This window comes from Planktotalea frisia (assembly GCF_001890925.1).
Taxonomy (GTDB): domain Bacteria; phylum Pseudomonadota; class Alphaproteobacteria; order Rhodobacterales; family Rhodobacteraceae; genus Planktotalea; species Planktotalea frisia.
Genome location: NZ_MLCB01000138.1, coordinates 14568 through 38614, shown reverse-complemented (window position 1 = coordinate 38614; position 24047 = coordinate 14568). Strand labels below are relative to the sequence as shown.

25 protein-coding genes are annotated in these 24047 nt (G+C 54.1%); 7 read left to right on the top strand and 18 right to left on the bottom strand.

Going from position 1 to position 24047, the window contains the following annotated elements; genetic code table 11:
- Nucleotides 1-68 precede the first annotated feature (68 nt).
- Nucleotides 69-1025 carry a Gfo/Idh/MocA family protein gene (locus PFRI_RS10915; RefSeq protein ID WP_425439464.1) on the top strand — a complete coding sequence of 319 codons (957 nt, stop codon included), beginning with the start codon at nucleotides 69-71 and terminating at the stop codon, nucleotides 1023-1025.
- A 57-nt stretch (nucleotides 1026-1082) separates the two neighbouring features.
- Here PFRI_RS10915 and phaZ read toward each other — a convergent pair whose 3' ends face one another.
- On the bottom strand, nucleotides 1083-2366 hold the full coding sequence (gene phaZ / locus PFRI_RS10910) for a polyhydroxyalkanoate depolymerase (protein ID WP_072630737.1): 1284 nt from the start codon (nucleotides 2364-2366) through the stop codon (nucleotides 1083-1085).
- Nucleotides 2367-2496: 130 nt separating this feature from the next.
- Between phaZ and phaC the strand changes: the two genes are divergently transcribed.
- The 3 genes from phaC to phaR all read left to right on the top strand — a co-directional run bounded on the left by phaC (nucleotide 2497) and on the right by phaR (nucleotide 5591).
- Nucleotides 2497-4290 (top strand): class I poly(R)-hydroxyalkanoic acid synthase, encoded by a 1794-nt coding sequence (phaC, locus tag PFRI_RS10905; protein WP_072630736.1) that lies wholly within the window; start codon nucleotides 2497-2499, stop codon nucleotides 4288-4290.
- Nucleotides 4291-4420: 130 nt separating this feature from the next.
- Nucleotides 4421-4864 (top strand): phasin, PhaP, encoded by a 444-nt coding sequence (locus PFRI_RS10900; protein ID WP_072630735.1) that lies wholly within the window; start codon nucleotides 4421-4423, stop codon nucleotides 4862-4864.
- A 163-nt stretch (nucleotides 4865-5027) separates the two neighbouring features.
- Nucleotides 5028-5591, top strand: a complete 564-nt coding sequence (gene phaR, locus PFRI_RS10895) for a polyhydroxyalkanoate synthesis repressor PhaR (protein WP_072630734.1) — start codon at nucleotides 5028-5030, stop codon at nucleotides 5589-5591.
- Here the strand turns inward: phaR and PFRI_RS10890 are convergent, their stop codons facing one another.
- The 6 genes from PFRI_RS10890 to PFRI_RS10865 are packed head-to-tail and all read right to left on the bottom strand — an operon-like array spanning nucleotide 5592 to nucleotide 11994.
- Nucleotides 5592-6896: an NAD(P)/FAD-dependent oxidoreductase gene (locus tag PFRI_RS10890; RefSeq protein WP_072630733.1), complete on the bottom strand. Its 1305-nt coding sequence runs from the start codon at nucleotides 6894-6896 to the stop codon at nucleotides 5592-5594.
- Nucleotides 6893-8251: a glutamine synthetase family protein gene (locus PFRI_RS10885; RefSeq protein ID WP_072630732.1), complete on the bottom strand. Its 1359-nt coding sequence runs from the start codon at nucleotides 8249-8251 to the stop codon at nucleotides 6893-6895. Before PFRI_RS10885 ends, PFRI_RS10890 begins: the two co-directional genes overlap by 4 nt.
- Nucleotides 8248-8931: a type 1 glutamine amidotransferase gene (locus tag PFRI_RS10880; protein ID WP_072630731.1), complete on the bottom strand. Its 684-nt coding sequence runs from the start codon at nucleotides 8929-8931 to the stop codon at nucleotides 8248-8250. The genes PFRI_RS10885 and PFRI_RS10880 overlap by 4 nt, the downstream gene beginning before the upstream one ends.
- 26 nt (nucleotides 8932-8957) lie before the next feature.
- Nucleotides 8958-10292, bottom strand: coding sequence for a glutamine synthetase family protein (locus PFRI_RS10875; protein WP_072630730.1), 1335 nt, complete (start codon nucleotides 10290-10292; stop codon nucleotides 8958-8960).
- 11 nt (nucleotides 10293-10303) lie between these two features.
- Entirely contained in the window at nucleotides 10304-11113 is an 810-nt protein-coding gene (locus PFRI_RS10870) for an ABC transporter permease (protein ID WP_072630729.1), read from the bottom strand.
- Nucleotides 11113-11994, bottom strand: a complete 882-nt coding sequence (locus PFRI_RS10865; RefSeq protein WP_072630728.1) for an ABC transporter permease — start codon at nucleotides 11992-11994, stop codon at nucleotides 11113-11115. Before PFRI_RS10865 ends, PFRI_RS10870 begins: the two co-directional genes overlap by 1 nt.
- A 107-nt stretch (nucleotides 11995-12101) precedes the next feature.
- Between PFRI_RS10865 and PFRI_RS10860 the strand changes: the two genes are divergently transcribed.
- Entirely contained in the window at nucleotides 12102-13178 is a 1077-nt protein-coding gene (locus tag PFRI_RS10860; protein WP_084649671.1) for an NAD(P)/FAD-dependent oxidoreductase, read from the top strand.
- A 62-nt stretch (nucleotides 13179-13240) separates the two neighbouring features.
- Here the strand turns inward: PFRI_RS10860 and PFRI_RS10855 are convergent, their stop codons facing one another.
- From PFRI_RS10855 to PFRI_RS10810, 10 genes are all read right to left on the bottom strand, one after another.
- Nucleotides 13241-13966 (bottom strand): transporter substrate-binding domain-containing protein, encoded by a 726-nt coding sequence (locus PFRI_RS10855; protein WP_072630727.1) that lies wholly within the window; start codon nucleotides 13964-13966, stop codon nucleotides 13241-13243.
- Nucleotides 13967-14010: 44 nt separating this feature from the next.
- Nucleotides 14011-14781 (bottom strand): ABC transporter ATP-binding protein, encoded by a 771-nt coding sequence (locus tag PFRI_RS10850; protein WP_072630726.1) that lies wholly within the window; start codon nucleotides 14779-14781, stop codon nucleotides 14011-14013.
- Nucleotides 14782-14879: 98 nt separating this feature from the next.
- On the bottom strand, nucleotides 14880-15323 hold the full coding sequence (locus tag PFRI_RS10845) for a tellurite resistance TerB family protein (RefSeq protein ID WP_072630725.1): 444 nt from the start codon (nucleotides 15321-15323) through the stop codon (nucleotides 14880-14882).
- A 24-nt stretch (nucleotides 15324-15347) separates the two neighbouring features.
- Entirely contained in the window at nucleotides 15348-15833 is a 486-nt protein-coding gene (locus PFRI_RS10840) for a tellurite resistance TerB family protein (protein WP_072630724.1), read from the bottom strand.
- A complete protein-coding gene (locus tag PFRI_RS10835; protein WP_072630723.1) occupies nucleotides 15830-16126 on the bottom strand; it encodes a DUF1330 domain-containing protein in 297 nt (98 codons plus the stop codon). Before PFRI_RS10835 ends, PFRI_RS10840 begins: the two co-directional genes overlap by 4 nt.
- A gap of 29 nt (nucleotides 16127-16155) precedes the next feature.
- A complete protein-coding gene (locus tag PFRI_RS10830; RefSeq protein WP_072630722.1) occupies nucleotides 16156-16815 on the bottom strand; it encodes a hypothetical protein in 660 nt (219 codons plus the stop codon).
- 51 nt (nucleotides 16816-16866) lie between these two features.
- A complete protein-coding gene (locus tag PFRI_RS10825; RefSeq protein WP_072630721.1) occupies nucleotides 16867-18510 on the bottom strand; it encodes a CTP synthase in 1644 nt (547 codons plus the stop codon).
- Between the two features lie 190 nt (nucleotides 18511-18700).
- Entirely contained in the window at nucleotides 18701-19072 is a 372-nt protein-coding gene (gene secG, locus PFRI_RS10820) for a preprotein translocase subunit SecG (RefSeq protein WP_072630720.1), read from the bottom strand.
- Nucleotides 19073-19135: 63 nt separating this feature from the next.
- Nucleotides 19136-19618, bottom strand: coding sequence for an OsmC family protein (locus tag PFRI_RS10815; protein ID WP_072630739.1), 483 nt, complete (start codon nucleotides 19616-19618; stop codon nucleotides 19136-19138).
- Complete coding sequence (locus tag PFRI_RS10810; RefSeq protein WP_425439465.1) at nucleotides 19611-20006, bottom strand: DUF6524 family protein; 396 nt, start codon at nucleotides 20004-20006, stop codon at nucleotides 19611-19613. Before PFRI_RS10810 ends, PFRI_RS10815 begins: the two co-directional genes overlap by 8 nt.
- Nucleotides 20007-20220: 214 nt before the next feature.
- On the opposite strand from PFRI_RS10810, the gene PFRI_RS10805 reads away from it, so the two are divergent.
- Nucleotides 20221-21516: an adenylosuccinate synthase gene (locus tag PFRI_RS10805; protein WP_072630718.1), complete on the top strand. Its 1296-nt coding sequence runs from the start codon at nucleotides 20221-20223 to the stop codon at nucleotides 21514-21516.
- Entirely contained in the window at nucleotides 21516-21752 is a 237-nt protein-coding gene (locus PFRI_RS10800; protein WP_072630717.1) for a DUF2842 domain-containing protein, read from the top strand. Before PFRI_RS10805 ends, PFRI_RS10800 begins: the two co-directional genes overlap by 1 nt.
- A 71-nt stretch (nucleotides 21753-21823) precedes the next feature.
- Here PFRI_RS10800 and PFRI_RS10795 read toward each other — a convergent pair whose 3' ends face one another.
- Nucleotides 21824-23950: a hypothetical protein gene (locus PFRI_RS10795; RefSeq protein ID WP_072630716.1), complete on the bottom strand. Its 2127-nt coding sequence runs from the start codon at nucleotides 23948-23950 to the stop codon at nucleotides 21824-21826.
- Between the last annotated feature and the right edge of the window lie 97 nt (nucleotides 23951-24047).

Sequence of the window (24047 nt, the reverse complement as noted above, 5' to 3'; positions counted from 1 at the left end):
ATAAAGAATATGAAATCCAAACCCGCAAACTCTCGTTATGAATGAGGGAGCCTAGGGGGGGCAGGTCAATGGGTATGACACGTTGGGGAATCTTAGGCGCTGCGAAATTCGCACGAGAACACATGGGGCCTGCGATTGCAGTTGCACAAGATGCGCAACTGGTGGCGCTAGCGACAAGCGATCCGCAAAAAGCCGAGCCATTTCAGAAGTTTGCGCCAAACATTGAGGTGCATAGCGACTACAATGCACTGCTCGCAGATCCAAATATCGATGCAGTTTATATCCCTCTGCCGAACGATATGCATCAACCTTGGGCGCTCAAAACTCTTGCTGCTGGCAAAGCGGTGCTGGTTGAAAAACCTGTCGGTATGAATGTTTCTGAGATTGATGAGTTGATCGCCGCACGTGATGCGTCCGGTCTGTTCGCGGCTGAAGCCTACATGATCGTGCACCATCCTCAGTGGCAAAAGATGCGTGAATTGGTGCAAAGCGATGCGCTTGGAAAATTGCGCCGTGTTTCGAGCACGTTTAGCTACGACAACCGCGCCGATGCGAGCAATATTCGCCATTCTGCCCAGCAGGGTGGTGGCGGTTTGCGCGATATTGGCGTTTACACCCTTGGCGGCGTTCGATTTGTGACTGGTCAGGAGCCTAAGCAAATCCTTTCCAAGCAACTCACAATGGAGCATGGGGTCGATGTACATGCTTTGGTGACCGCTGAGTTTGATGGGTTCACTCATGACAGCACCACCTCGATGCGCATGGTGCCATGGCAATGCGCCGAATTTCATGGTGAAAAGGCGATCGCGCGCTTGACTGTGCCCTATAATCCGCTGGTTTTCGGGGAAGCCCGTCTGGAATTGATTAAAAGCGATGGTTCGAGCGAGAACTTTCGCTGGCCGAGTGCCAATCATTATGTGCTCCAAGTCGAAGCGTTCCAGCGCGCGATGCAAGGCGAGCGTTATGCGTGTCCGCTCGAATTCTCCCGCGGAACACAAGCTATGCTCGATGATATATTAGAATGAAAAAAGGCGGCTCTTGAAAACAAGAGCCGCCTTCCTGATCACCTAAGGACCGAACGATTACTTCGCCGCGGCTTTCTTTTTTGATGCCTTCTTCGCTTTGGGCTTATCTGCAACACTGTTGGCGTCAATAAACTCCAAAACCAGTGGGCGAATGTTGTCGCGCCAGCTGCGGCCCGCGAAAATACCGTAGTGACCGGCACCAGGTTCTACATGGCTCGCCTTTTTCGAATCGGGCAGGCCTGTGCATAAATCTAGCGCTGCGATGCATTGGCCGGGTGCGGAAATGTCATCATTTGCACCCTCAACGGTCTTCACCGCGACTGTTGTGATGTTGCCGATATCGACCTTATGACCGTCCACCACGAATTCATTATTCGCGATTTCACCGTTCTTAAAGATACGCTCGACCGTGGACAAATAAAACTCCGCAGGCATGTCCATCACGGCCAGATATTCGTCGTAAAACTTGTTGTGCTTGTCATGTTCAGACGCTTCACCTTGGGCGGTACGCATCACCTGATCGTTGAACGCTTTGGAGTGCTTTTCGCTGTTCATCGACATGAAAGATGTCAGTTGCAAGAGGCCAGGATAGACCTTGCGACCAACCCCTTTGTGCTTGAAACCGACCCGCTGGATCGCTGTCTCTTGCAACTGGCCCATTGTGACGCGATGACCGAAATCTGTAACGTCTGTGGCGTTTGCATTCGGATCAATCGGACCACCGATAAGCGTTAGGGAACGTGGCTGCGCGTCCGGGTCCTGCTCTGCCAGATAGGCAGTTGCAGCAAGCGTCAAAGGCGCAGGTTGGCACACCGCTATAACATGGGTGTCAGGGCCAAGTTCGCGCATAAAGTCAACGAGATAGAGTGTGTAGTCTTCTACATCAAACTTGCCCTCAGACACTGGAATATCGCGTGCGTTGTGCCAGTCAGTGACATAAACCTCCGCGTCACGGATCAGCGATTTCACCGTTGAGCGCAGCAGCGTTGCATAGTGCCCAGACATCGGTGCAACCAACAAGATTTTGCGTTTCATCGTCTCGCGACCGGTCACATTGAAATGGATCAAATCACCAAATGCACGTTCCACAACCGGCGTGATTTCGATCAGGTGATCGCGGCCATCTTCGCAAGTAAATGTATCGAGACCCCAATCAGGCTTGACCACCATCCGCTCAAACGAGCGTTCCGTCACTTCGCCCCATGCACCAAGCCATTGAAGAGCGGGGTTCGGAGCAATCGAAAACATTGGATAGGCCGCCATGGATCGCGCTGTTGCACCAAGCCATTGGTTGGTGTTTCGCATCGTTTCCATCATGTCGTAAGTTGCCATATACTTCATAGTCTATCCTTGCCTGCAAAGGGCCAATTCCGGGGGCGGTTCAATTCGTCGCTTTGCCCTTAGGTCAATGCAACGGTACACTTGCCCTCATTATGCTGCACAGCAGCGAAGATAGGTTGGAAATGTTAAGATGACAACAAACGACAATGCCGCAGAGTTAAATTCGCCCGAAATGGCTGCGAACCTAGAGAAAATCGAAGCGTTGTCAGAGCGGCTTATCAAAGCTGTTTCGGGGAAATCGAAAGCAAATCCTGCTTTGAGCGGCCCGAATCAAGAGCTCTTTTCCGATGCTATGACGGCCTACATGAAGGAAATCATGGATAATCCTGCCAAAGTGTTTGAGCATCAGGCAGCCTATTGGGGCAAATCGGTCAAACACTATGTCGAAGCGCAGCAAACGCTCGCGAAGGGAAAATTCGAAGCGCCAAGTGATGCGTTTGAGGGCGATCGCCGCTTTGCCAACCCTTTGTGGAATACGCATCCCTATTTCAATTTTGTTAAGCAACAATACCTGATCAACGCAGAGGCCATCGCGCAAGCGGTTGAAGACACCAAAGACCTTGACCCCAAAGAAAAACAGCGCCTGACTTATTTCTCGCAACAGATCATCGACATGATGGCTCCGACGAATTTCCTTGGCACCAACCCTGATGCTTTGGAAAAAGCCGTCGCAACAGAAGGGCGCAGCCTGCTCGATGGGCTTGAGAACCTTGTCGCGGATCTTGAGGCAAATGACGGTGAATTGATTGTTAAACTTGCCGATGAGAAAGCCTTCCAGCTTGGCGAGAACATCGCCACGACGCCGGGTAAGGTCATTTATCGCAACAAAATGATGGAGCTTATTCAGTACGCGCCAGTAACAGAGACCGTGCATGAAACGCCGATCATCATGTTCCCGCCGTGGATCAATAAGTTCTATATTCTTGATCTTAAAAAACAAAACAGCTTGATCAAGTGGATCACCGAGCAAGGGTATACATTGTTCGTTATCTCTTGGATCAATCCCGATGACACTTATGCTGACGTCGGTCTTGAAGATTATATCGAGGACGGCTACCTCGCGGCGCTGCGCGAAGTGAAGGCGATCACCGCTCAGGAACAGGTCAATTGCATCGGGTACTGTATTGCAGGAACGACGCTTAGCCTGACGCTCTCTTTGTTGAAAAAGCGCGGCGACAAGAGCATCAAGTCCGCGACCTTCTTCACTGCTTTAACGGATTTCTCGGATCAAGGTGAGTTCACGCCATTCCTTCAAAACGATTTCATCGACGGGATTGAGGCCGAAGTTAACGAGCGGGGCTATTTGCGCTCGCATATTATGGGCCGCACGTTCAGCTTTCTGCGCTCGAACGATCTCGTTTATACCCCAGCGATCAAAAGCTATATGATGGGCGAAGCACCGCCCGCATTTGATTTGCTGTTCTGGAACGGGGACGGCGCGAACTTGCCCGGTAAGATGTCTGTGCAGTACCTTCGTAGTCTTTGCCAATCGAATGATTTTGCGGAAGACGGGTTCGAGCTGATGGGGGAGACCTTGATGCTTAAAGATGTGGACGTGCCGATTTGCTCGATCGCCTGTGAGACAGATCACATCGCCGCATGGAAAAGCTGCTATCGCGGCGTTCAACAGATGGGCAGCCGCTCCAAAACCTTTATTGTTACGCAGTCGGGTCACATCGCGGGGATCGTTAACCCGCCGAGCCGCAACAAATATGGCCACTATACTAACGACGATATGAAGCTTGAACCGAATGAGTGGTTTGATCAGGCTAAATTCACCGAAGGTTCGTGGTGGCCGCGTTGGGAATCATGGCTAAAAAAGCGGTCTGGCAAGCAAATTGCTGCGCTGCAGCCAGGCGATTCTTCGCATCCTGCTTTGTGCGATGCGCCTGGAACCTACGTAAAGCTTAGTGCAAGGCGCTGATTTACCTTAGGGAATTCAAGGCATGCTGCAGTGCAGAATAATGCTTGCAATGCCGCGCTGCAGCATCTATATATTTCCTTGTCGAACACAGCGGGATCGTCCCGCGAGATAGGCTCAAAGGATTTACACCATGGCTAAAACACAAGATTTCTCCGCGATTATGAAAGACATGATGGGCGCATTCCCAATAGACACAAAAGCAATGGACGACGCGTTCAAGACTACAGCAACTTTGAACGAGAAGCTTTCCGCAGTTTCCGTTGAAGCAGCTGAAAAGTCCGCAGAACTCTCCACAGCTTGGGCAAAAGACACATTGGCGAAATTCGCTGACTTCGCAAAAGTTAAGGCAGAGCCCGCAGACTACGCAAAAGCGATGACAGACATGGCGTCCGCATCTGCTGAGGCAGCCGCAGAGCACGTTGCGTCTTTCTCCGAGATCGCGAAAAAAGTTCAGCTCGAGACAGTTGAATTGATGATGGCAGCTGGCAAGAACGCTTCTGAAGAAGCTCAAGCCGTTGTTAAAAAAGCGACAACAGAAGCAACTGCTGCTGTTAAAAAAGCTGCTGCAAAGTAAGCTTGGCTTTTTGAGCTACAAGAACGTTCGCGCGGGTGTCCTCCCACACAGGCGTTGAATGACAGGGCTGATCGCAAGATCGGCCCTTTTCTTTTGGGTTCCCTTTCGTGCTGCACTCGCATAGACTTTTTCTGCACTGCTGCATTTTGGGAGGGAGCCTAAAGTGACCGACGCCACGACCCCACTTTTGATCAAACGCTACGCGAGTCGTCGTCTCTATAATACAGAGACCAGCGATTACGTGACGCTCGAGGATATCTCCGGTTTCATCAGCGAAGGGCGCGATGTGAAGATCATTGATCTGAAGTCCGGCGATGATCTGACACGGCAGTATTTGTTGCAAATCGTAGCAGAGCGGGAAAGCAAAGGCGAAAGTGTTTTACCTGTCGCGGTGCTGACCGATCTTGTGCGCAGCTACACCAGTCAAGCGAGCAGTGTCGTACCACAGTTTTTGGCGATGTCGTTTGACATGCTGCGCGACAGTCAGAGCAAAGTCGTTGATAACATCACCAAAGTGAACCCCATCGCGCAGATGCCGGGAATGGAAGCATTTCGTTCTCAGCAAGAGGCGTTTTTCAAGGCGATGACAGGGGGGCAATGGACACCGCCCTCGGCTGAAAAAGTAGAAGACCCAAAGGTGGAAGCGACTGAATCTAGAGAAGATTTAGATGCGATCAAAACTCAATTGGCGGACCTTCAGGAAAAGCTCTCCAAACTGAGCAAATAGTCACACACCAAGACGATCGCGCAGGGCATAATAGCTCATCGCGAGCGTCAAAAGCGGTGTACGAAACGCGCCGGCTCCGGGGAAACTAGGAGTTGGTATGCTCGCCATGGTGTTGAACCCCGTGTCCTGACCCTGGATCGCATCAGCCATCAACTTTCCTGCTTGCACAGCATTGCCAACACCATGTCCAGAATAGCCCGACGCGCTTAGAATATTGGGCGCGACGCGGGCAAGGTAGGGCATGCGCTTCATCGTAATGCCGAGCGTGCCACCCCAAGCGTAGTCGATCTTCACATTGCGCAAATGCGGGAAAATCTCTGTCATCGGTTTGCGCACTTTCGCGGCGATATCGCTGGGAAAGCGGTAACCATAGCTTTCGCCACCCCCAAAAAGCAGGCGTTTATCGTGGCTGAGGCGGAAGTAATTCACCACAAATTTCGTGTCCGCGACGGCAATATCTTTTGTTAAAACCTTTACGGCGTCATCGTCTAAGGGTTCGGTGGCAGCGATAAAATTGTTAATCGGCATCACGCGCGCGGCGACTTTACGGTTGAGATTGCCAAGATATCCGTTGCCCGCGAGGATCAAATGATCGGCCTTTATACGGCCTTGATCGGTTTGCACGAGTACTTTGGCACCCTCTTTGATGTAGTGCACATGGGCGTTTTCAAAGATGCGCGCACCTGCGGATGATGCGGCTTTGGCGAGGCCAAGCGCAAACGAGAGTGGCTGCAAATGCGCCGCGCCCCAATCCATCATGCCGCCATTGTATGCTGGGGAAGGGCACAGGGCTTGGGCCTCGTCTTTGCTCAGCGGGCTCGCGTCGGCGTAGCCGTAATCATCTTTGAGCTTTTTGGAATAGTCTTGCAGTTCGGCGACATCGCGTTTGCCAAAACCTAGATCAGCAATGCCTGGCTTTAAGTTACAGTCAATATTATGGTGCGCAATCAGGCTCTTAACTAGGCGCTTCGCATCTTCAGCCATGTCCCAGAATTTATGCGCAACGTCTTTGCCCATCAAATTTTCTAGTCCGTCCTGATCCATGCGTTGACCAGAGCCAAGCTGCCCGCCGTTGCGACCAGACGCGCCGAAACCGACGCGGTGCGCTTCTAAAAGGACCACATCATAGCCAAGTTCGACCAGATGCAGTGCTGCGGAAAGTCCTGTGTAGCCGCCACCGACAATGCACACATCTGCAGAGGTTTCGCCGCGAAACTGCTCGAAGGAGGCCAAAGGGGTGGCATCGTGCGCATACCAACTGTCTGGATATTCCCCACGTTTATCGTTCGAAAACAGAAGGTTCATACGTTCAACAGAAGGTGTTCACGTTCCCATGGCGAAATAACCTGAAGAAACTCTTCATACTCCGCACGCTTTACGATTGCGTAAACGCGGGCAAATTCGGGGTGCAAAATCTCGTGCAGATCAGTGGCTTCCTCAAAGACGTTCAAAGCTTCGCCAAGGGTGCGCGGAATATCCTCTTCGCCATCATATGCGTCGCCTTTGAACTGTTTGTCGGGGCGCTCTTCCTCGATCAGGCCTAGAAGGCCACAAGCCAATGACGCCGCGATGCCGAGGTAGGGATTACAGTCCATCCCTGCGAGGCGGTTCTCGACGCGGCGCGCATTCGGATCAGAGAGAGGTATTCGAATACCCGTCGTGCGATTATCGCGCGCCCACTCTAGATTGATCGGCGCAGCGTGATCTTTGACGTAGCGACGATAGCTGTTCACATAAGGTGCTAGCACTGCGATGGCGGAGGGCAGGTGGTTTTGCAGACCTGCAATGTAGTGGAAAAACGCATCTGTTTCACCGCCCTGTGGACCGGAAAAGATGTTCTGACCTGTCTCGATATCAAGGATCGAGTGGTGGATGTGCATCGCGCTTCCGGGTTCTTGTTCAATCGGTTTGGCCATGAAGGTTGCAAAGCAATCATGGCGCAAAGCGGCCTCGCGGATGAGACGTTTGAAGAAGAAAACTTCATCTGCCAGTTTAACCGGATCACCGTGCTGAAGGTTGATTTCAAGCTGCCCTGCACCGCCTTCTTGGGTGATACCGTCGATCTCAAAGCCCTGCGCTTCGGCAAAGTCGTAGATGTCGTCGATCACGGGGCCAAATTCGTCCACCGCAGTCATCGAATAAGCCTGACGCGCGGCAGCGGGACGGCCCGAACGGCCCATCATTGGCTTGATGGCAATGGCCGGATCAATGTTGCGCGCGACGAGGAAAAATTCCATTTCGGGGGCCACGACAGGCTCAAGACCACGGTCGCGATACTGTTGAACCACGTGTTTCAAAACGTTGCGCGGAGAGAACATGACGGGCTGATCCTTGCGATCATAGGCGTCGTGAATGACCTGCAATGTCCAGTCGCCTGTCCAGGGAGCAGCGGTGGCCGTGGTCATATCCGGCTTAAGGATCATGTCCTTTTCGATGAATCCTTCATCACCAGCCGCTTCGCCCCAATCGCCTGTAATTGTTTGATAAAAAATGGAGTCAGGAAGGAAAAACTGGTCCTGCTTCGCGAATTTGCTGGCTGGTACTGCCTTGCCTCGCGCGATGCCTGGCAGGTCGGAGATGATGCATTCCACCTCGTCCAATTTGCGGCCCTCAAGATAGGCGGCGGCGGTCTCCGGGAGGTTTTTGGTCCAGTCGCTCATGTGAGGCTCTTTGTTTTGAAGAAATGCGCAAGGCGGGCGCCCATGATGGCGTTGTGATCGGGCAATGCGAGGCGATCACGCGCAACGCTTTGCAGATCTTCGGGGACGATGCCTTTGGCCTTGGTCGTGAGCAGCGCATCGATAGAGCGCGCGTCAAATTCAGGGTGCGGTTGGATGGTCAGCGCTTTGCCTTCATAATAGAGCATCGCGTTTTCGCAAAAATCGCTGCTGCCGACGCGTTTTGCACCCTCGGGCAGGGTGGTCACTTGATCCTGATGCCACGCGTTCAGCTGCATATTCTCGCCGTTGATATCGTAGTTTTGTTGACCAACAGACCAACCGCCATCAAACTTTTCCACCGTGCCACCGAGTGCTTGCGCGATGATCTGATGACCAAAGCAAACGCCAACAAGTGGGCGGTTTGAAGCGGAGATATCGCGAATGAGTTGTTCAAGCGGTGGTATAAACGGATGATCCTCATAGGCACCGTGCTTGGAGCCGGAAATAAGCCAGCCATCCGCGTCCTCTGGGCCTGCGGGAAATTCCATGTCGACGACGCTCCACGTTTGATAGGTAAACGTGTCTTGGTCGAGCATTTCTGAATACATTTGCGTGTAATCGCCGCGCGCCTCGATCATGGCAGGAGGGGCGTGTCCGGCTTGCAGAATACCGATTTTCATGGATCACCTTTGGAGTTTTAAAAACGCTAGAGGAACTCAAGATAGAGCGCAATCCGCTCTTCTTCCGATAGGGTCGCGACTTCGCCGATTTCCTGCCGTTTGGTCATCGCCATATTGTTGATCAGTGCTTTGGGAAAGATACGCGCGACCGCTGGATCAGTTTGGAAAACATCGAGCGCGTCTTGCCAAGTTGCGGGCAATTCGGGCGCATCGAGCGCGTAGGCGTTGCCGGTAACAGGGGCGAGGGGTGTCAGCTTTTGAGCAATCCCATCGAGGGCGGCACCGAGGACGGCGCTGAGCAAAAGATAGGGGTTCACGTCGCCACCCGCAACGCGGTGTTCGATGCGCCGTGCCTTGTGATTGCCGCCCGGAACGCGGATCGCAACGGTGCGATTTTCATAGCCCCAGCACAGTTTTGTGGGCGCGTGTGCACCGGGAACAAGGCGATCATAACTGTTGGCATGCGGCGCGAGGATCAGCATGGACCCGGGCATCGCATTCAGGCATCCGGCGATAGCATTTTGGAGCTGTTCAGAGCCTTTGGGACCGCCATCATCAAAGATATTGTTACCGTCCGTGTCGAGGACCGAAAAGTGCATGTGCATGCCGTTGCCAGAATAATCCGCATAGGGTTTGGCCATGAAACTGGCGGCAAACCCGTGTTTGCGCGCAAGACCCCGTACGAGCAGTTTGAAGAGCCACGCATCATCAGCGGCTTTGAGCATGTCATCGACATGCATCAGGTTAATCTCGAATTGGCCAAGGCCAGCCTCGGAAATGGCGGCATCGGCGGGGATATCCATCGCCTCGCAGGCGTCATAGAGGTCAGTGAAGAACTCATCGAACGCGTCGAGCGCGCGTAGGCCCAGCGTCTCTGAACCGGTGCGGCGTTTACCATTATGAGGGGACGGGACAGTGCGCGGCATGCGACCTGTGTCGTCGATCAGATAAAACTCCATTTCTGTTGCGACGACGGCGGTAAGCCCTTGTTCTGTATAGCGTTCCTTGATGCGCGCGAGCGCTTGACGCGGGTCGCCGTCAAAAGGCTTGCCGTTCTCGTGAAACATCCAAACAGGGAGCAACGCAGTCGGCGTGCCGAGCCAAGGCATCGGAAGGTAACCACGTTCTGTTGGCAAAAGAACCCCGTCCGCATCGCCGCTGTCAAAGACCAGCGGGCTGTCTTCAATATCTTCGCCCCAAATGTCGAGATTGAGCACGGAAAACGGGAAACGACTTCCGTCTTCGGTGATTTTACCAGCAAAACGCGTCGGGATGCGTTTGCCGCGTGCTTGGCCGTTCAGATCACAGCCGGCAACGCGAATGGAACGGATGTCAGGATGTTCGGATAACCACGTGTCCATATGTGCCTCTTTTAGCGAATTATATTGGCGCGCAGCTTGAGTTTGCTGCGATGTTCTTGCGGAAGATGGCGGTTCAAACGGCGATTAACGAAACCGAAACCGCTGATGACTATCAAGGTTAGGATGATGAAATAGCCAGCGAGAATCGGGTAGGGCACAAATGGGTTAAACGTCTTATCTGCGAAGTAATTCGCGTAATAAAGTGCATCACCACGTTGCTGCCAAGCGGGAAACCCTGTGAAGAAAACCAGCGTTGTGGCGTGAAACAGGAAGATCGCTTCATTCGTGTAGGCAGGCCATGCAAGGCGCAGCATGGTTGGCCAAATGATACGCTTGAACCGGGGCATACCTGTCAATCCGTAGGCATCTGCGGCCTCTACATCCCCTTTGGGGATGGAGCGGAGTGCGCCGTAGAAGATCTCGCCTGTGTAGGCTGCAGTGTTGCAAAACAGAACGATCAACGCACCAAGCCATGCTGCGGTGAAGGGGTTGAAGATCGGGCTGACACCCTTGAGCGAAAGGAACAGGAAGTATGCAAAGAAAAATTGGATAAACAGGGGTGAGCCGCGAAAGAGAAAGATGAACCATTCTGAGGGTTTGCGCAGCCAAACGCTTTGCGCGGCCTTGCCGACAGCGAGAGCGGTGGCGAAGAAGAACCCGAAAATTAACGCGCATATGCCGAAATAAATGTTCCAGATCATGCCGGAACCGATCAAGGTCATTTGCTGGCAAAGCGTGAAATTGTCTTTCGGAAGAAGCCTCTGCCCGATCCCGATAGAGCGCAAGCCGTAGTCCGCAATAGTTTGAAGACACTCTTCCATTATGCGGCCTTCCTTTGTGCTTCGCCGCCAGTGGTGGCTTGGCCGTGTGTGAGGCGGGTCATGAGGCGTTCAAGGACAATTTCTGAGACCTTGGTGAAGGCGAGATAAAAGATCAGGAGGAACAGGAAGTACCAGACACGCCAATCGCCGTGCGGGTAGTCCGTGAAGCGTGATGTTTTAGTACCGCCCAGTTCACGCGCCCAGTAGACGATGTCTTCGATGCCGAGCAAGAAAAGGAGCGGTGTTGCTTTGATCAGAACCATCCAAAGATTGCTGAGGCCAGGCAGTGCAAAGACCCACATTTGTGGCACCAGTATGCGCCAGAAGCTTTGCTTGCGCGTCATTCCGTAGGCTTCAGCGGTTTCTATCTGCGCACGTGGCACGGCGCGCATTGCACCGAACAAAACATTGGCTGCAAATGCGCCAAAGACGATGGCGAAAGTCAGTACAGCAAGGGCGAAACCATAGCTTTCGTGCATCCATTGCGGCGCTGATCCCAGGGGCATTTTAGCTGCATCGCAAACGATGAAGTCGTTACCTTGCCGGATAGGTTGATCCCAATCGGAGCACGTTACTTTGTGGCGCAGATATTCGATGCCTTGGTCTAGTGCTATGATAAAGAACAAGAAAAAGGCGATATCAGGGACGCCGCGCACAACGGAAATGTAGCCTTTACCGAGCCACCTAAGCGGTGCGACGTTTGAGCGTGCAGCAGAGGCTCCGAAAAAGCCAAAGGCGAGCGCGGTTGGCGCAGTGATCGCGAGGAGCAAAAGGACAGTGCCAAACGAGGCGTAAAAGCCCATGTGCTTGCCTGTCGTGAGATAGCACGAGAGCCAATAGAAGCGATCCAGTAGGGAGGGGTCACTGCAAAAACTGAACATCTGGCTTTCTTTTCAAAGGTGGGCATAGGATGAAGGAAGATGCGTGAGAGGCCAAGTGACAAACGCATTTGACGCAAGAAAATATATGGTCCGGGGGGGCGGTTCGAATGAGCAAGTTGAAGGTGATTGTGATCGGCGCGGGCATCATTGGCGCGGCAAGTGCATTTGAGTTGGTATCCCGCGGCGCGGATGTGTTGGTGCTGGATGGTGGCGCTGCATGCGCGACAGAGGGGAGTTTTGGCTGGATCAACGCGTCCTTCTTTGAAAATCCTGAGTATCACGCACTTCGCGTAGAAGGCATTGCGGCATATCATCGTTTGCAAAAACGGCTGGATGTGCCTGTGCGCTGGACAGGTGGGCTGTGTTGGGAATTCGCGGACGATGCGTTCGATGCGCAGTTCGAGGCTTTGCTAGCTGAGGGATATCCTAGCGAAACCCTAGATCGCGCGGCGATAGCAGCTTGGGAACCTGCACTTGGGGTCGTTCCAGAGCGCGCGATTCGCTTTGCGGCGGAGGGGGTTGCTGAACCTGCAGCGATTGCGGAACGGTTTTTAGAGGCGGTGATTGCACTTGGTGCCAAGGTGGCGCGCGGGTTTCATGTGCAGGGATTTATGCAAAACGCAGGGCAGATTTGTGGCGTGCGTACCGAGCAGGGTGTGTTTGAGGCAGACCGCGTTTTGGTCGCCGCCGGTACGGGGACTGAAGCGCTTTTGAAGGACGTCGGTATCGCATTGCCGATGCTGCATCGTCCTGCATTGGTGCTGACAACCAAGCCAGTTGCGTGGCGGTTGAACCATGTGCTTGCGACAGATTTCGGGGAAGTTCGGCAGTTGCCGAATGGGGCGTTGATGACGCCAGCGGCGATTGGGCATCAGGGCGATAGCGCGGCTGATTTGGATGCGCATCCTGATGTCGCGGCAGAGCGCTCAATGACGCGTTTGCGCGCGTTATTTCCCGAAGCGGATTTGCAATTGGGAGCAATGCATTTGGCACATCGCCCTATTCCAAAGGACGGATTTCCGGCGGTAGGTGAGGTCGCGCCGGGGCTTTATGCGGCGACGTTGCATTCAGGGATAACGCTGGCTGCGTTGATGGGCGAATTGATCGGGCAGGAGATTTTGCACGGGGTGAGCAACGATACAGCGCGCTGGTTGGCACCCTATCGGCCCGCGCGGTTTGCCTAAAAATGAAAAACGGCGACGCTTGGGATCAAGCGCCGCCGTCTAAATCGTAAGGTTAGATCAGCTTAGAACGTTTTGCCGATTTCCCACTTTTCGATCAACGCGTTCAAAGAACCGTCCGCTTTCATGGAACCGATTGCTGCGTCGAGCTTCGCTTTCAACTCGCCGTCGCTTTCGCGCAGACCAAGGCCGATGCCGCCGCCGAGCAGTTCTTCTTGCTCGATCAACATCAGGCTGGAGTCTTCGTCCGCGATTGGCTTGAGGTAGGTTTTGTCAGCCAAAACCGCGTCCGCTTCGCCGTTGCGTACGGCTGCGACAGTCTCTTCGGGTGTTGCGAATTCAACCAATGTCGCGCCCGTAGAGGCGATGTGAGACGCTTGGATCGTGCCTGTTTGTGCTGCGATCACGCCGCCCGCGAGGTCAACATCCATGCTAAGCGCGATGTAGCCAGATGGGTCTGGTTGCGTGTAGTTCTGTGTGAAATCAATGACTTCATCGCGCTCATCTGTGATGGACATGCCTGCGATGATGACGTCATAGTTGCCGGATACGAGGTTCGGGATGATGCTGTCCCACTCGTTTGTGACCCACTCGCATGTGAGTTCTGCGCGCACGCAAAGCTCGTCGCCAAGCTCGCGCTCAAAGCCGTCAACTTCGCCGTCATCGTTGAGGAAGTTGTAGGGAGGGTATGCGCCCTCTGTGCCGAGGCGAACTGTTTTGCTGTGACCGTCTGCGAAAGCAAAGCCTGCAACTAGCGTCAGCGCTGTTGTTGTGAGCATAAGTTTTTTCATCGTGTAGTCTCCCGTTGAGTGTTTGGTTTAGGGTTTGTTAGCGCCTAAGCCGTACTGGATAAGAACTGCTGTAGGCGGGTTGATTTGGGCGCGCCAAACAGGTCTTTGGGCGCGCCTTCTTCCTCGATCAGGCCTTGGTGCAGGAACACAACGTGATCCGATACATCTGCGGCCAATTTCATATCGTGCGTCACGATCAACATCGTGCGCCCTTCGCTCGCGAGGTCTTTGATGACTTTGATAACCTCTTGTTCGAGCTCAGGATCGAGCGCGGAGGTGGGTTCATCAAACAAGAGCGCTTCGGGTTCCATGCACAGGGCGCGCGCGATTGCGGCGCGTTGCTGCTGCCCCCCTGAGAGCTGCGCAGGAAAGACGTCGCATTTGTCGCCGATGCCGACCTTGTCGAGATAACCGCGCGCCGCTTTTTCCGCGTCCGCTTTGTCGCGGCCAAGCACCGTGACAGGCGCTTCCATGACGTTTTGCAAGATGGTCATGTGTGACCACAGATTGAACTGTTGAAACACCATAGAGAGGTTCGTGCGGATGCGGATCACTTGGGCGCCATCGCTGGGGCGGCGATTGTGGCCGCTGCCGGCCCATTTTACAGGTTCGCCTTTGAATTCAACATCGCCTTGCTGGCTGTCTTCGAGTAAATTTGCGCATCGCAACAACGTCGATTTGCCAGAGCCGGAGGAGCCAATAAGCGAAACGACATCGCCACGTTTCGCCGCGATGGACACGCCTTTTATGACCTCAAGGTCGCCGTAGGCTTTGTGAAGATCTCGCAACTCGATGACTGTGTCTGGCGCGGTCAATGTGTATCCTTAACAACTAAGCAGGCTATGTTTGAGCGTAAATAAAGGGGTTTGGCAATTGCCAATACTTCATTTACGCGACTTTACGATAGGGAAACCTAGCTTTTTGATGCGGCAACACGCTGTCGTGCCTGTGCGCTGTCCACGTCGTTCACACCAAGCAAATTGGCAATCAAGCGCAAGAGTGCGTCCTCTTCTTGTTCGCGCACGCCGTCCGCGAGGACCACAGACCAAAGGGCTTCAATCACACCGAGACGCTCTGGATAGGGAACGGCATCTTTGATCGCGCGGGTAAAGCGCACGGTGTCCGGTGCTTCATGTTCTAGGGTTTCGGCGTTTTGCATCAACTCATGAACGCCTTGTTTATCAAGGGCAAAACGGGTCGTGACAACGGTTTCGATCTGATGGCGTTCAGATTTCGCGTACTCGCCGTCAGAACGGGCAACGCGCACCAAAAGAGCGGTTAGAGCAAGACGGGCATCGCCGTCATCAAGTGGATCGGGCTCAGGCTGGGTCAGCCTTTTGAGAAATTCAGCAAACATGTGGGTGATATAGGGGCCTTGGTGTTAAGAGGAAAGGTTTGAGGCGTTATCAATTGCCGCCTGATTTTGCGCATCGGCTTGGGCGGCGGCGCAATCTTGTGGCTTGATACCGAGTTGAGATTGGGTGATCTCCATCACATCCGCTTCGACCTCGCGCAGCGCGCCATCGGCGTAGACCACCTGCCAAAGTGCTTTTACGATACCGAGACGATCTGCGTAATCGACGCTTTTGCACAGCAAATGCGCAAAATCCGGGGTGTTTGGCGCGAAGGCTTCTAGGCGCTCACACTCTGCGCGCAGTTTGGCGGCGTCGATCGGGCCAATGTTTTGGAACTTGGCCAGAACGCGGTCAATTTGGCCAATTTCTTGCACCGCATATTGTTTGTCTGACAAAGCCACGCGCACCAAAAGCGCGCCAAGCGCGTGGGGCACGTCTGTCGCTGGGAGCGGTTTTATCTCCCTTTGAACGGGTGTTTTGAAAAGGGCGGTGAGGCGATCTAGAACGCTCATATGGGATCATACCCTTCGACAATAGCGATGTCGCCTGCGCTGACTGCGTCACGGATTGCTTTTGCGGCTTGGTAGGCATCACTTTCATAGCAGGCATAAGCGGCTTCAATGCTCGGAAATTCCAGCACGACGCTGCGTGCACGCATCTCGCCTTCGCGCACCTCTTGCGGCCCACCGCGCACCAAAAATTTAGCGCCGTATTCTTTGAACGGTGCGGCATTTGCTTCTTGGTAGAGTTTGTAGGTTTCCGCGTCGTCGATGGTGACGTGACCGATCCAGTAGCCTTTTGGCATGTGCTTTGCTCCCCTTGTTTCAGGTGAGGTTACCCCATCAGATCGAAGCCTTCAAAGCGCAAATTATCGACAGAGATCCCTTGCGGGTCGGTGTTGAGTAGAATGAAGCCAGCGATGTCAGGCTCCATCTTTTGACGCGCAAAACCATAGCTTGCCTCAGTGAGAGGGCCGAAAGTGACGGTGTCGATATCTTCGCCCTGACGGTTGATGAACTTGATGGACGCGTACCCTTGCTCGCCGCCCGCGATATCGAACGCAAGCGCCGGTTGATCGCGCTCGAACAGAACTGCGATAGCGCCTTCGCCGACCGCTTCGACTTTGGGGTAAACGCGGGGGCCGTGGCCATGAATAACGATGGAACCGCGCACGTGCATAGCGCCAAGGGTTTGGCCTTCGCCACCATCAAGAACAGTGAGGGGAAGGAGCGGTTTGCCAGTGATCACATCAAAATCACCGCTTGCATGGCGCGACTGACCTGCGAAGCGTTCGCCGAACGTGGTGCCATCACGGATCAACACATCATCAAGGCGCGAGCCAAGGCCAAGGGACGCCATAACGTCGTCAAAGTCGATGAGTTTGGAGAACACGAGGCTCTCTGGATCGGTGAGACAAACGGGTCGCTCGCAAGCAGCTTGAGCGGCGAAAGGGACTGTCGTGAGCAAGGCAAGTGTGAGCAACGTGTTACGCATGTTAAAAGCGTAACACAGGGTTCCTAAATCTCCAAAACTTGCTTTTCGGGCTTAAACGAGGCGCGAGTTGTCTTTCGCTGCGCGCACGAAATCTTTGAACAATGGATGGGGGTCGAAGGGCTTCGATTTCAACTCTGGATGGAACTGCACGCCGATGAACCATGGGTGATTTGTCCACTCCACGATCTCAGGCAGACGACCATCAGGGGACATGCCGCTGAACTTCATGCCTACCGCCTCAAGCTTGTCTTTGTAAGCGATATCAACCTCATAGCGATGACGATGACGCTCTTCGATCGCGGTTGAGCCGTAGACGTCAGCCACTTTGGACCCTGCCATTAGGGTCGCGTCATAAGCGCCCAAGCGCATGGTGCCGCCCTTTGCATCATCCGCTTTGCGGCTGACTTTTGCGTTGCCTTGGACCCATTCTTTGAGGTGATAAACGACTGGTTCGAAACGCTTTTTGCCCGCTTCATGATCGAATTCTTCAGAGCCAGCGGTACTTACGCCTGCCACATTGCGCGCGGCTTCGATGACGGCCATTTGCATGCCCAAACAGATCCCAAGATAAGGAATGTTATTTTCGCGCGCATACTGAGCGGCTTTGATTTTGCCCTCGGTTCCGCGTTCGCCAAAGCCACCGGGGACGAGGATCGCGTGATACCCTTCAAGATAAGGTGCGGCATCGGTGGAATCGAAGACTTCGGCATCGACCCACGAGACGTTAACCTTAACACGGTTGGCCATGCCGCCGTGCGTTAGGGCCTCTTTGATGGATTTATAGGCGTCTTCAAGCTGGGTGTATTTACCAACAATCGCGACGTTCACTTCGCCATCTGTGTTGTGAATGCGGTCGGCTACGTCTTCCCATACACGCAAATCTGGTTTTGGCGCGGGGTTGATTTCGAACGCATCAAGCACTGCTTGATCCAGCCCTTGCGCGTGATAGGCGAGGGGCGCTTCGTAGATTGATTTCAGATCGTAAGCCGCGACGACGCTTTCTTTGCGTACGTTACAAAAGAGCGCAATTTTCTCGCGTTCCTTTTCGGGGATTGGATGCTCGGAGCGGCACACAAGGATGTCGGGCGCGAGGCCGATGCTTTGCATTTCTTTGACAGAGTGCTGCGTTGGCTTTGTTTTCAGCTCACCCGAGGCGGCGAGATATGGCAGCAACGTGAGATGCATGTAGATACACTGGCCGCGCGGACGGTCGTGGCTGAACTGGCGGATCGCCTCGAAGAAGGGCAGACCCTCGATGTCGCCGACAGTGCCGCCAATTTCGCAAAGCATGAAATCGACTTCATCCTCGCCAATTGCGATGAAGTCTTTGATTTCGTTGGTGACGTGCGGAATAACTTGGATGGTTTTGCCAAGATAGTCGCCGCGACGTTCTTTGTTGAGCACGTTGGTGTAAATGCGGCCTGACGAAATGGAATCGGTTTTGCGCGCGGGAACGCCTGTGAAGCGCTCATAGTGACCAAGGTCGAGATCGGTTTCGGCGCCATCGTCTGTGACAAATACTTCGCCATGTTCAAACGGGCTCATCGTGCCGGGATCGACGTTGAGGTAGGGGTCAAGCTTGCGCAGGCGCACGGAAAAACCACGCGCTTGAAGCAAAGAGCCAAGCGCCGCGGAGGCGAGACCTTTGCCGAGGGACGAGACAACACCGCCTGTGATGAAAATAAATCTGGCCATCTGGCTTGCGCCTCCCGTGAGGACCGAATTGCGCTGAAAGGGGCTGCAAAACAGGTCAATTTCCAAGTGATCGGCATCACAAAAATACCGATACTCACGGGATTTGAGCGATAAAGGATTCGTGTGAGATTCGCAAGCCAGCCGCTACATGATGTTGCGGCAAGCCTAAGACACTCAAATCTTAGTAATTTTAGTCTGCGCGTGGAACCAAAGGTGCGTTGTCATCAACACTTGGTGGCAGCAAACTGTCGCCTTCACCAAGACCCGAAGGTGCTGTTTCAGAAGCTGCCGCGGGTGCGTCACCTAGGCGGTCCAAAACAGAGCTGCCCGCAGATTTTTGCGCCGCGATGATTGTCAGTGTGATCGACGTACAGATGAACGCAATCGCGAGGATCCATGTCACTTTGCCAAGGGCTGTCGCCGCCGCGCGGCCCGACATTGCGCCGCCACCGCCGCCACCGCCGCCCATGCCAAGGCCGCCCCCTTCGGAACGTTGCATCAGAACGACGCCGATCAAAGCCAAAGCCAAAAGGAGGTGAATGATCAGAACGACGTTTTCCATGGGAGCCTGCGTGTTAGTGGTACAGCGTGCTATCTAGGCAATCATCGCCGTCCGTGCAACCCGTCAATCTGAGTTGGTCACGTCAAAGTATGTCGCGGTGATCGAGACGGGGAAATTCACAGAGCGTGCAATAAAGCAATGGTTGTGAATGCGCCCATGAACCTCGTCCGCGAGGGTGGTGTCGCTGCCGGGGGTGAGGCCGATCTTGGGTCTCAGGTCCGCGCGGATGAAACGTCCTGTCCCATCAGGCAAGCTTTCGCCGGTGCCGACCGGATTATCCTCGTAGGAATGGACGATTATGCCCGCATCAGAGGCAAGGTGCAAAAACCATAGCATATGGCATGAACTCAGTGCTGCGATCAGCATATCTTCGGGGTTATACAATGCGCTGTTGCCACCAAGGAGCGGATCATTAGAGCACGCAATCGCTGGCTTGCCGTCACTTTGGAGAGTCCAGTCGCGTGTGTAGGCTTTGTAATGCGACGTGCCTGACCCTTGATTACCAGTCCATCTCAGCGTGGCAGTGAAATCGTGCTCTTTACTCATCAACATCATCCATATCCGCTTGTCCAGAAATCGCGCGGCGAATGTGGGACCAGCTGAGACCAACGCCAAGAACGAGGCTAAGAGCAATGAGGCCGAGCCAGAGATTGGCAGCTTGGTTCTCGAGATTGAGCCAGCCGAAATCATAAAGCACCCAAAGGAGCGCAGCGACCAGTGCAAGGACCAGCCCCATGCCAAAAGGACCGATGGAGCGCAGCGTGGCGCGCAAGAAAATAATGTAGCCGATCAGGAGAATCAGACCGCTCAGGACAATGAGCGGAAGTTGCTCAGCATAGTTTGTCAGTGACCAGCGGACCCAATTATAGGGTGTCGGGTTATAGGTCGCTGCAAGTAAGACGAAGGCGATGAGCCAGCGGATGGCGATGCGGATCATGGGTGCTCTCCTTGGTTTGGTTGAGGTTTTTGCTGATGAACGGCGCTATGTCCAGCATTTGCGCGTTTTGTTGGGGCGGATAAGTTTATTTTGAAAGATGAAGCAGGGCCTGTGTGCATTTCACAAGCGGTGCGGCGAAATAGGTGTTTCGCTTATCAGATGCGCGCTCTATACGGACGCGGGTTTGACGTAATGAAAAAGGTCTAAAAGCATGGCGAACGTGGTTGTTGTTGGCGCTCAGTGGGGCGACGAAGGTAAAGGCAAGATTGTCGATTGGCTCAGTGAGCGGGCCGACATCGTCGCACGTTTCCAAGGCGGGCATAACGCAGGTCACACGCTTGTTGTTGATGGCAAGGTATATAAATTGCACGCGCTTCCCTCTGGTGTTGTGCGCGGAGGCAAGCTGTCTGTTATCGGCAACGGCGTCGTTCTGGACCCATGGCATTTGATGAAAGAGATCGAAACGATCCGCGCACAGGGTGTGTCGATCACGCCTGAGACGTTGATGATCGCAGAAAATACGCCGTTGATTTTGCCGATTCACGGCGAGTTGGACCGTGCGCGCGAAGAAGCGTCCTCTAAGGGTACCAAGATTGGCACCACAGGCCGCGGCATTGGTCCAGCCTATGAAGATAAAGTCGGTCGCCGCTCTGTGCGCGTGGCGGATTTGGCAGACGCCGCGACGCTAGAGGCGCGGGTTGATCGCGCGTTGCAACACCATGATCCGTTGCGCAAAGGGTTGGGGATCGAAGCAATTGATCGCGACGCATTGATTGCGATGCTGCGCGAGATTGCGCCAAGCGTTTTGGAATATGCGGCCCCTGTTTGGAAAGTGCTTAATGAGCGCAAGAAGAAAGGTCAGCGGATTTTGTTTGAGGGCGCGCAAGGCGCGTTGCTTGATATCGATTTTGGAACCTATCCTTATGTGACCTCGTCCAACGTGATTGCAGGGCAAGCGGCGACAGGCGTTGGCGTTGGGCCGGGTTCGATTGATTATGTTCTTGGGATTGTGAAAGCTTATACGACGCGTGTTGGCGAAGGACCCTTTCCAACGGAGTTGGAAGATGCGGACGGTCAACGCCTTGGCGAGCGTGGCCATGAATTTGGCACCACGACAGGACGAAAGCGTCGCTGTGGCTGGTTTGATGCGGCTTTGGTGCGCCAAACCTGTGCAACCTCGGGTGTGACAGGGATTTCCCTAACCAAGCTTGATGTCTTAGACGGGTTTGAAACGCTCAAGATTTGCACGGGCTATATGTTGGATGGTGAGCGCATTGACTACCTGCCGACGGCAGCGGATCATCAAGCGCGGTGCACGCCGATCTATGAAGAAATGCCAGGTTGGAGCGAGAGCACGGAGGGCGCGCGTTCTTGGGCGGACCTGCCTGCGAATGCGATCAAATATGTGCGTCGCATTGAAGAGTTGATTGATTGCCCTGCGGCCCTAGTTTCTACCTCACCGGAACGAGAGGATACGATCCTCGTTACTGACCCGTTTGAGGATTAATGGCTCTTTCATATAAAGCCCGCAGACGCTGGGCGCTCGTTATTTTGCTGATCGGCATGCCGCTCTACATCATCTTCGCGATCGCGGGGGTAGCGTTGTTGTTTCAATTTACTGGACGCCCGCCGATCTGGCTGGAGTTCGCGATTTACGTGGTTTTGGGCGTGCTTTGGGTCTTTCCGTTCAAGAAAGTCTTTATGGGTGTCGGTCAAGCAGACCCCGATGCGCCGCAGGATTAAGAGCGCGTCAGACTCAAAAACGGCGGCCCCAAGCAGAAGGCCGCCGTTAAAATACGCGAGGTGTGTCGGGGTTATCCGACAGCGCGCGTGTCTGGTTTGAAGCTGATCCTGTCTGAGACAGTAAAGCGACCGCCTGCAATTTTTTCGATCTTACCTTGACGCAAAAGCTGCCCGAATGAACGCAGCCCATCTTCGCGCGAGAAGTTCTCTTCCTGAACCATGCGCACTTTGGTCATCAACTGTGGGCGCGAGAATTGATCGCGACCCTCAACATAGGCGAGATACGCGGCGGCTGCTTCGAGCAGATCTGGCAGTTCTGTTGCGCCGAGTTCTTCTGCGAATTCGTTGAACGTTCCGCCGTCAGGTGCCACTTCGGACGAGATATCCTGTGCAGATGGTGTTGGCGTTTCACCAGCCCTGATGCGACGTGGACGCACGGGTTGAACTGGCGCAGATTGGGCGGCTTCAGGCATTGCGACTGGTGCTGCTTGAGGTGTATCAACACGTTGTTCTTCGACCAATTTCAAAGGTGGGCGCGCTGCGGATGACGCATTTTCACCGGCCGTCAGACGACGCACGGGGCGGCGTGGCTGAACGGCGCTTTGCAGATCATCGCGGTACGTTTGCGTTTCATCGACATTTTTAACTTGTGGGCCCGCATGTTTGTCAGCGCGTGCTGACGCTACGGCCGCGCGCAGATGGCCAAGCGCATTGCGGCGCTTTTTTCCGTCTGGTTCATCCAGCTCCGAGCTGGCCTGATTCATCAAGCGATCCATTTCAATGTCAGGCTCGGCCACAAGATCGTCCGCGCCACGTGCATTCACATTGGACGTTTGCGCACTTGGTGTTTCGATTTCTGCTGCAAGTTCTGCAGTGTCGTGCGGCTCTGGCAAAACGTCTTGTGCGACGGGCTCTGCGTGAGTGGCAAGTTCTGCTTCAACGGCGGCAAGTTCGCGGGCGAGTTCGTCTTCATCGTCGCGCGACAGGCTGCTGTCTTGCACAGGCGCGTCGGTTTGCGCCTGCTCGCTTTCGAGGGTGTCCTGCGCATCGTCGAGTTCTTCTTCGATATCGCCGCTTGCAATTGCCGCTTCAAATTCTTCGCGCTTCATTTTGATAACACGCGCTCGAATGGGCGCTTTTGGGGTCTCAACCTCTGATACGTCGCTCAATAGAGCGCTTGGAGCGTCCGCGCGTTCGTTTTCATATGGTTCTGCATCCAACGCGTCATCCAGATCCGCGTCAAAATCAGGCAGATCGGCGCTTGGAACATTGGCATTAAGCTTGGACATCACGTTAGAGATTGCATCGTTAGCGTCCACTTTAGGCGTGGCTGCAACGATAACCTCTTCTTCGATCTCTTCGTCTGACGTCTCGTCCAGATCAAGAATGTCTTCAAGATCAGTATCACCAGGTTGGCCTTGCATGATGTCGTCTGCGTGCTCATCTTCGGAATATGTCGGCGTCGCAGGCGTACTAACTGGCTGACCGACGACAGCGCGGATGCGGGCAAGTTTTGCAGCAACTGAGTCTGGCTCTTCTTGGTCATGCTTAGATTGCTCGGCGAGCATCGCCGCTTCTTTTGCGGCTTTTTCTTTGCGTTCGGCCTCTGCCTGCGCTTGAGCTTCTGCTTGACGCTGCGCAAGTGCCTGACGTTCGGCGGCTGCATCACGCTCTGCTTCTACGCGTTCCGCTTCGGCTTGCACCAAACGCTCGGCGTCAGCTTTTTGCGCTGCTTCGGCAAGGCGCGCACGGCGTGCGGCGCGGGCTTGTGTGCGCTCTTGCGCTTCTTTCGCGACGCGCTCTTCTTCAGCGCGAGCTTCTTGTGCAGCAGCCTCAGCAAGACGGGTTTGCTCTAGCTCTGCGGCAGCTTTGGCCTGAGCCTCTGCTTCTGTAGCAAGAGTGGCGGCGTCAACGTCGCTCTCTGTCTCTATTTGAGCCAGTGGCGCCGTTGTGCGCAGAACGAATTTGTCACCGTCTCGGTGTGCCTCCACACGTCGCGACACTTCGCGTTCTGCGATCCGAGCGAGCATGTCTGCGTCGGGGGTGGGTGGTTCTGCGCCGAAATATCTATCGTCCGCGGCGAGATCTCTGAAATACTCGGCGATGGCTTTCATCGTATCGAACGAATCGTCAAACCCCTCCAAGGTGCAGGAGAACGTGCCGTAGGAAACCGTGAGAACTTTGCTCGAATTTACCATGATCTACTCGCTTTACTTAATGTCAGTGTGGTTAATAACTAAGCAGTGTCGACCAAAGCGGCCCGAATCTGTGTCTTCTAACGTATCATTTTGTGAC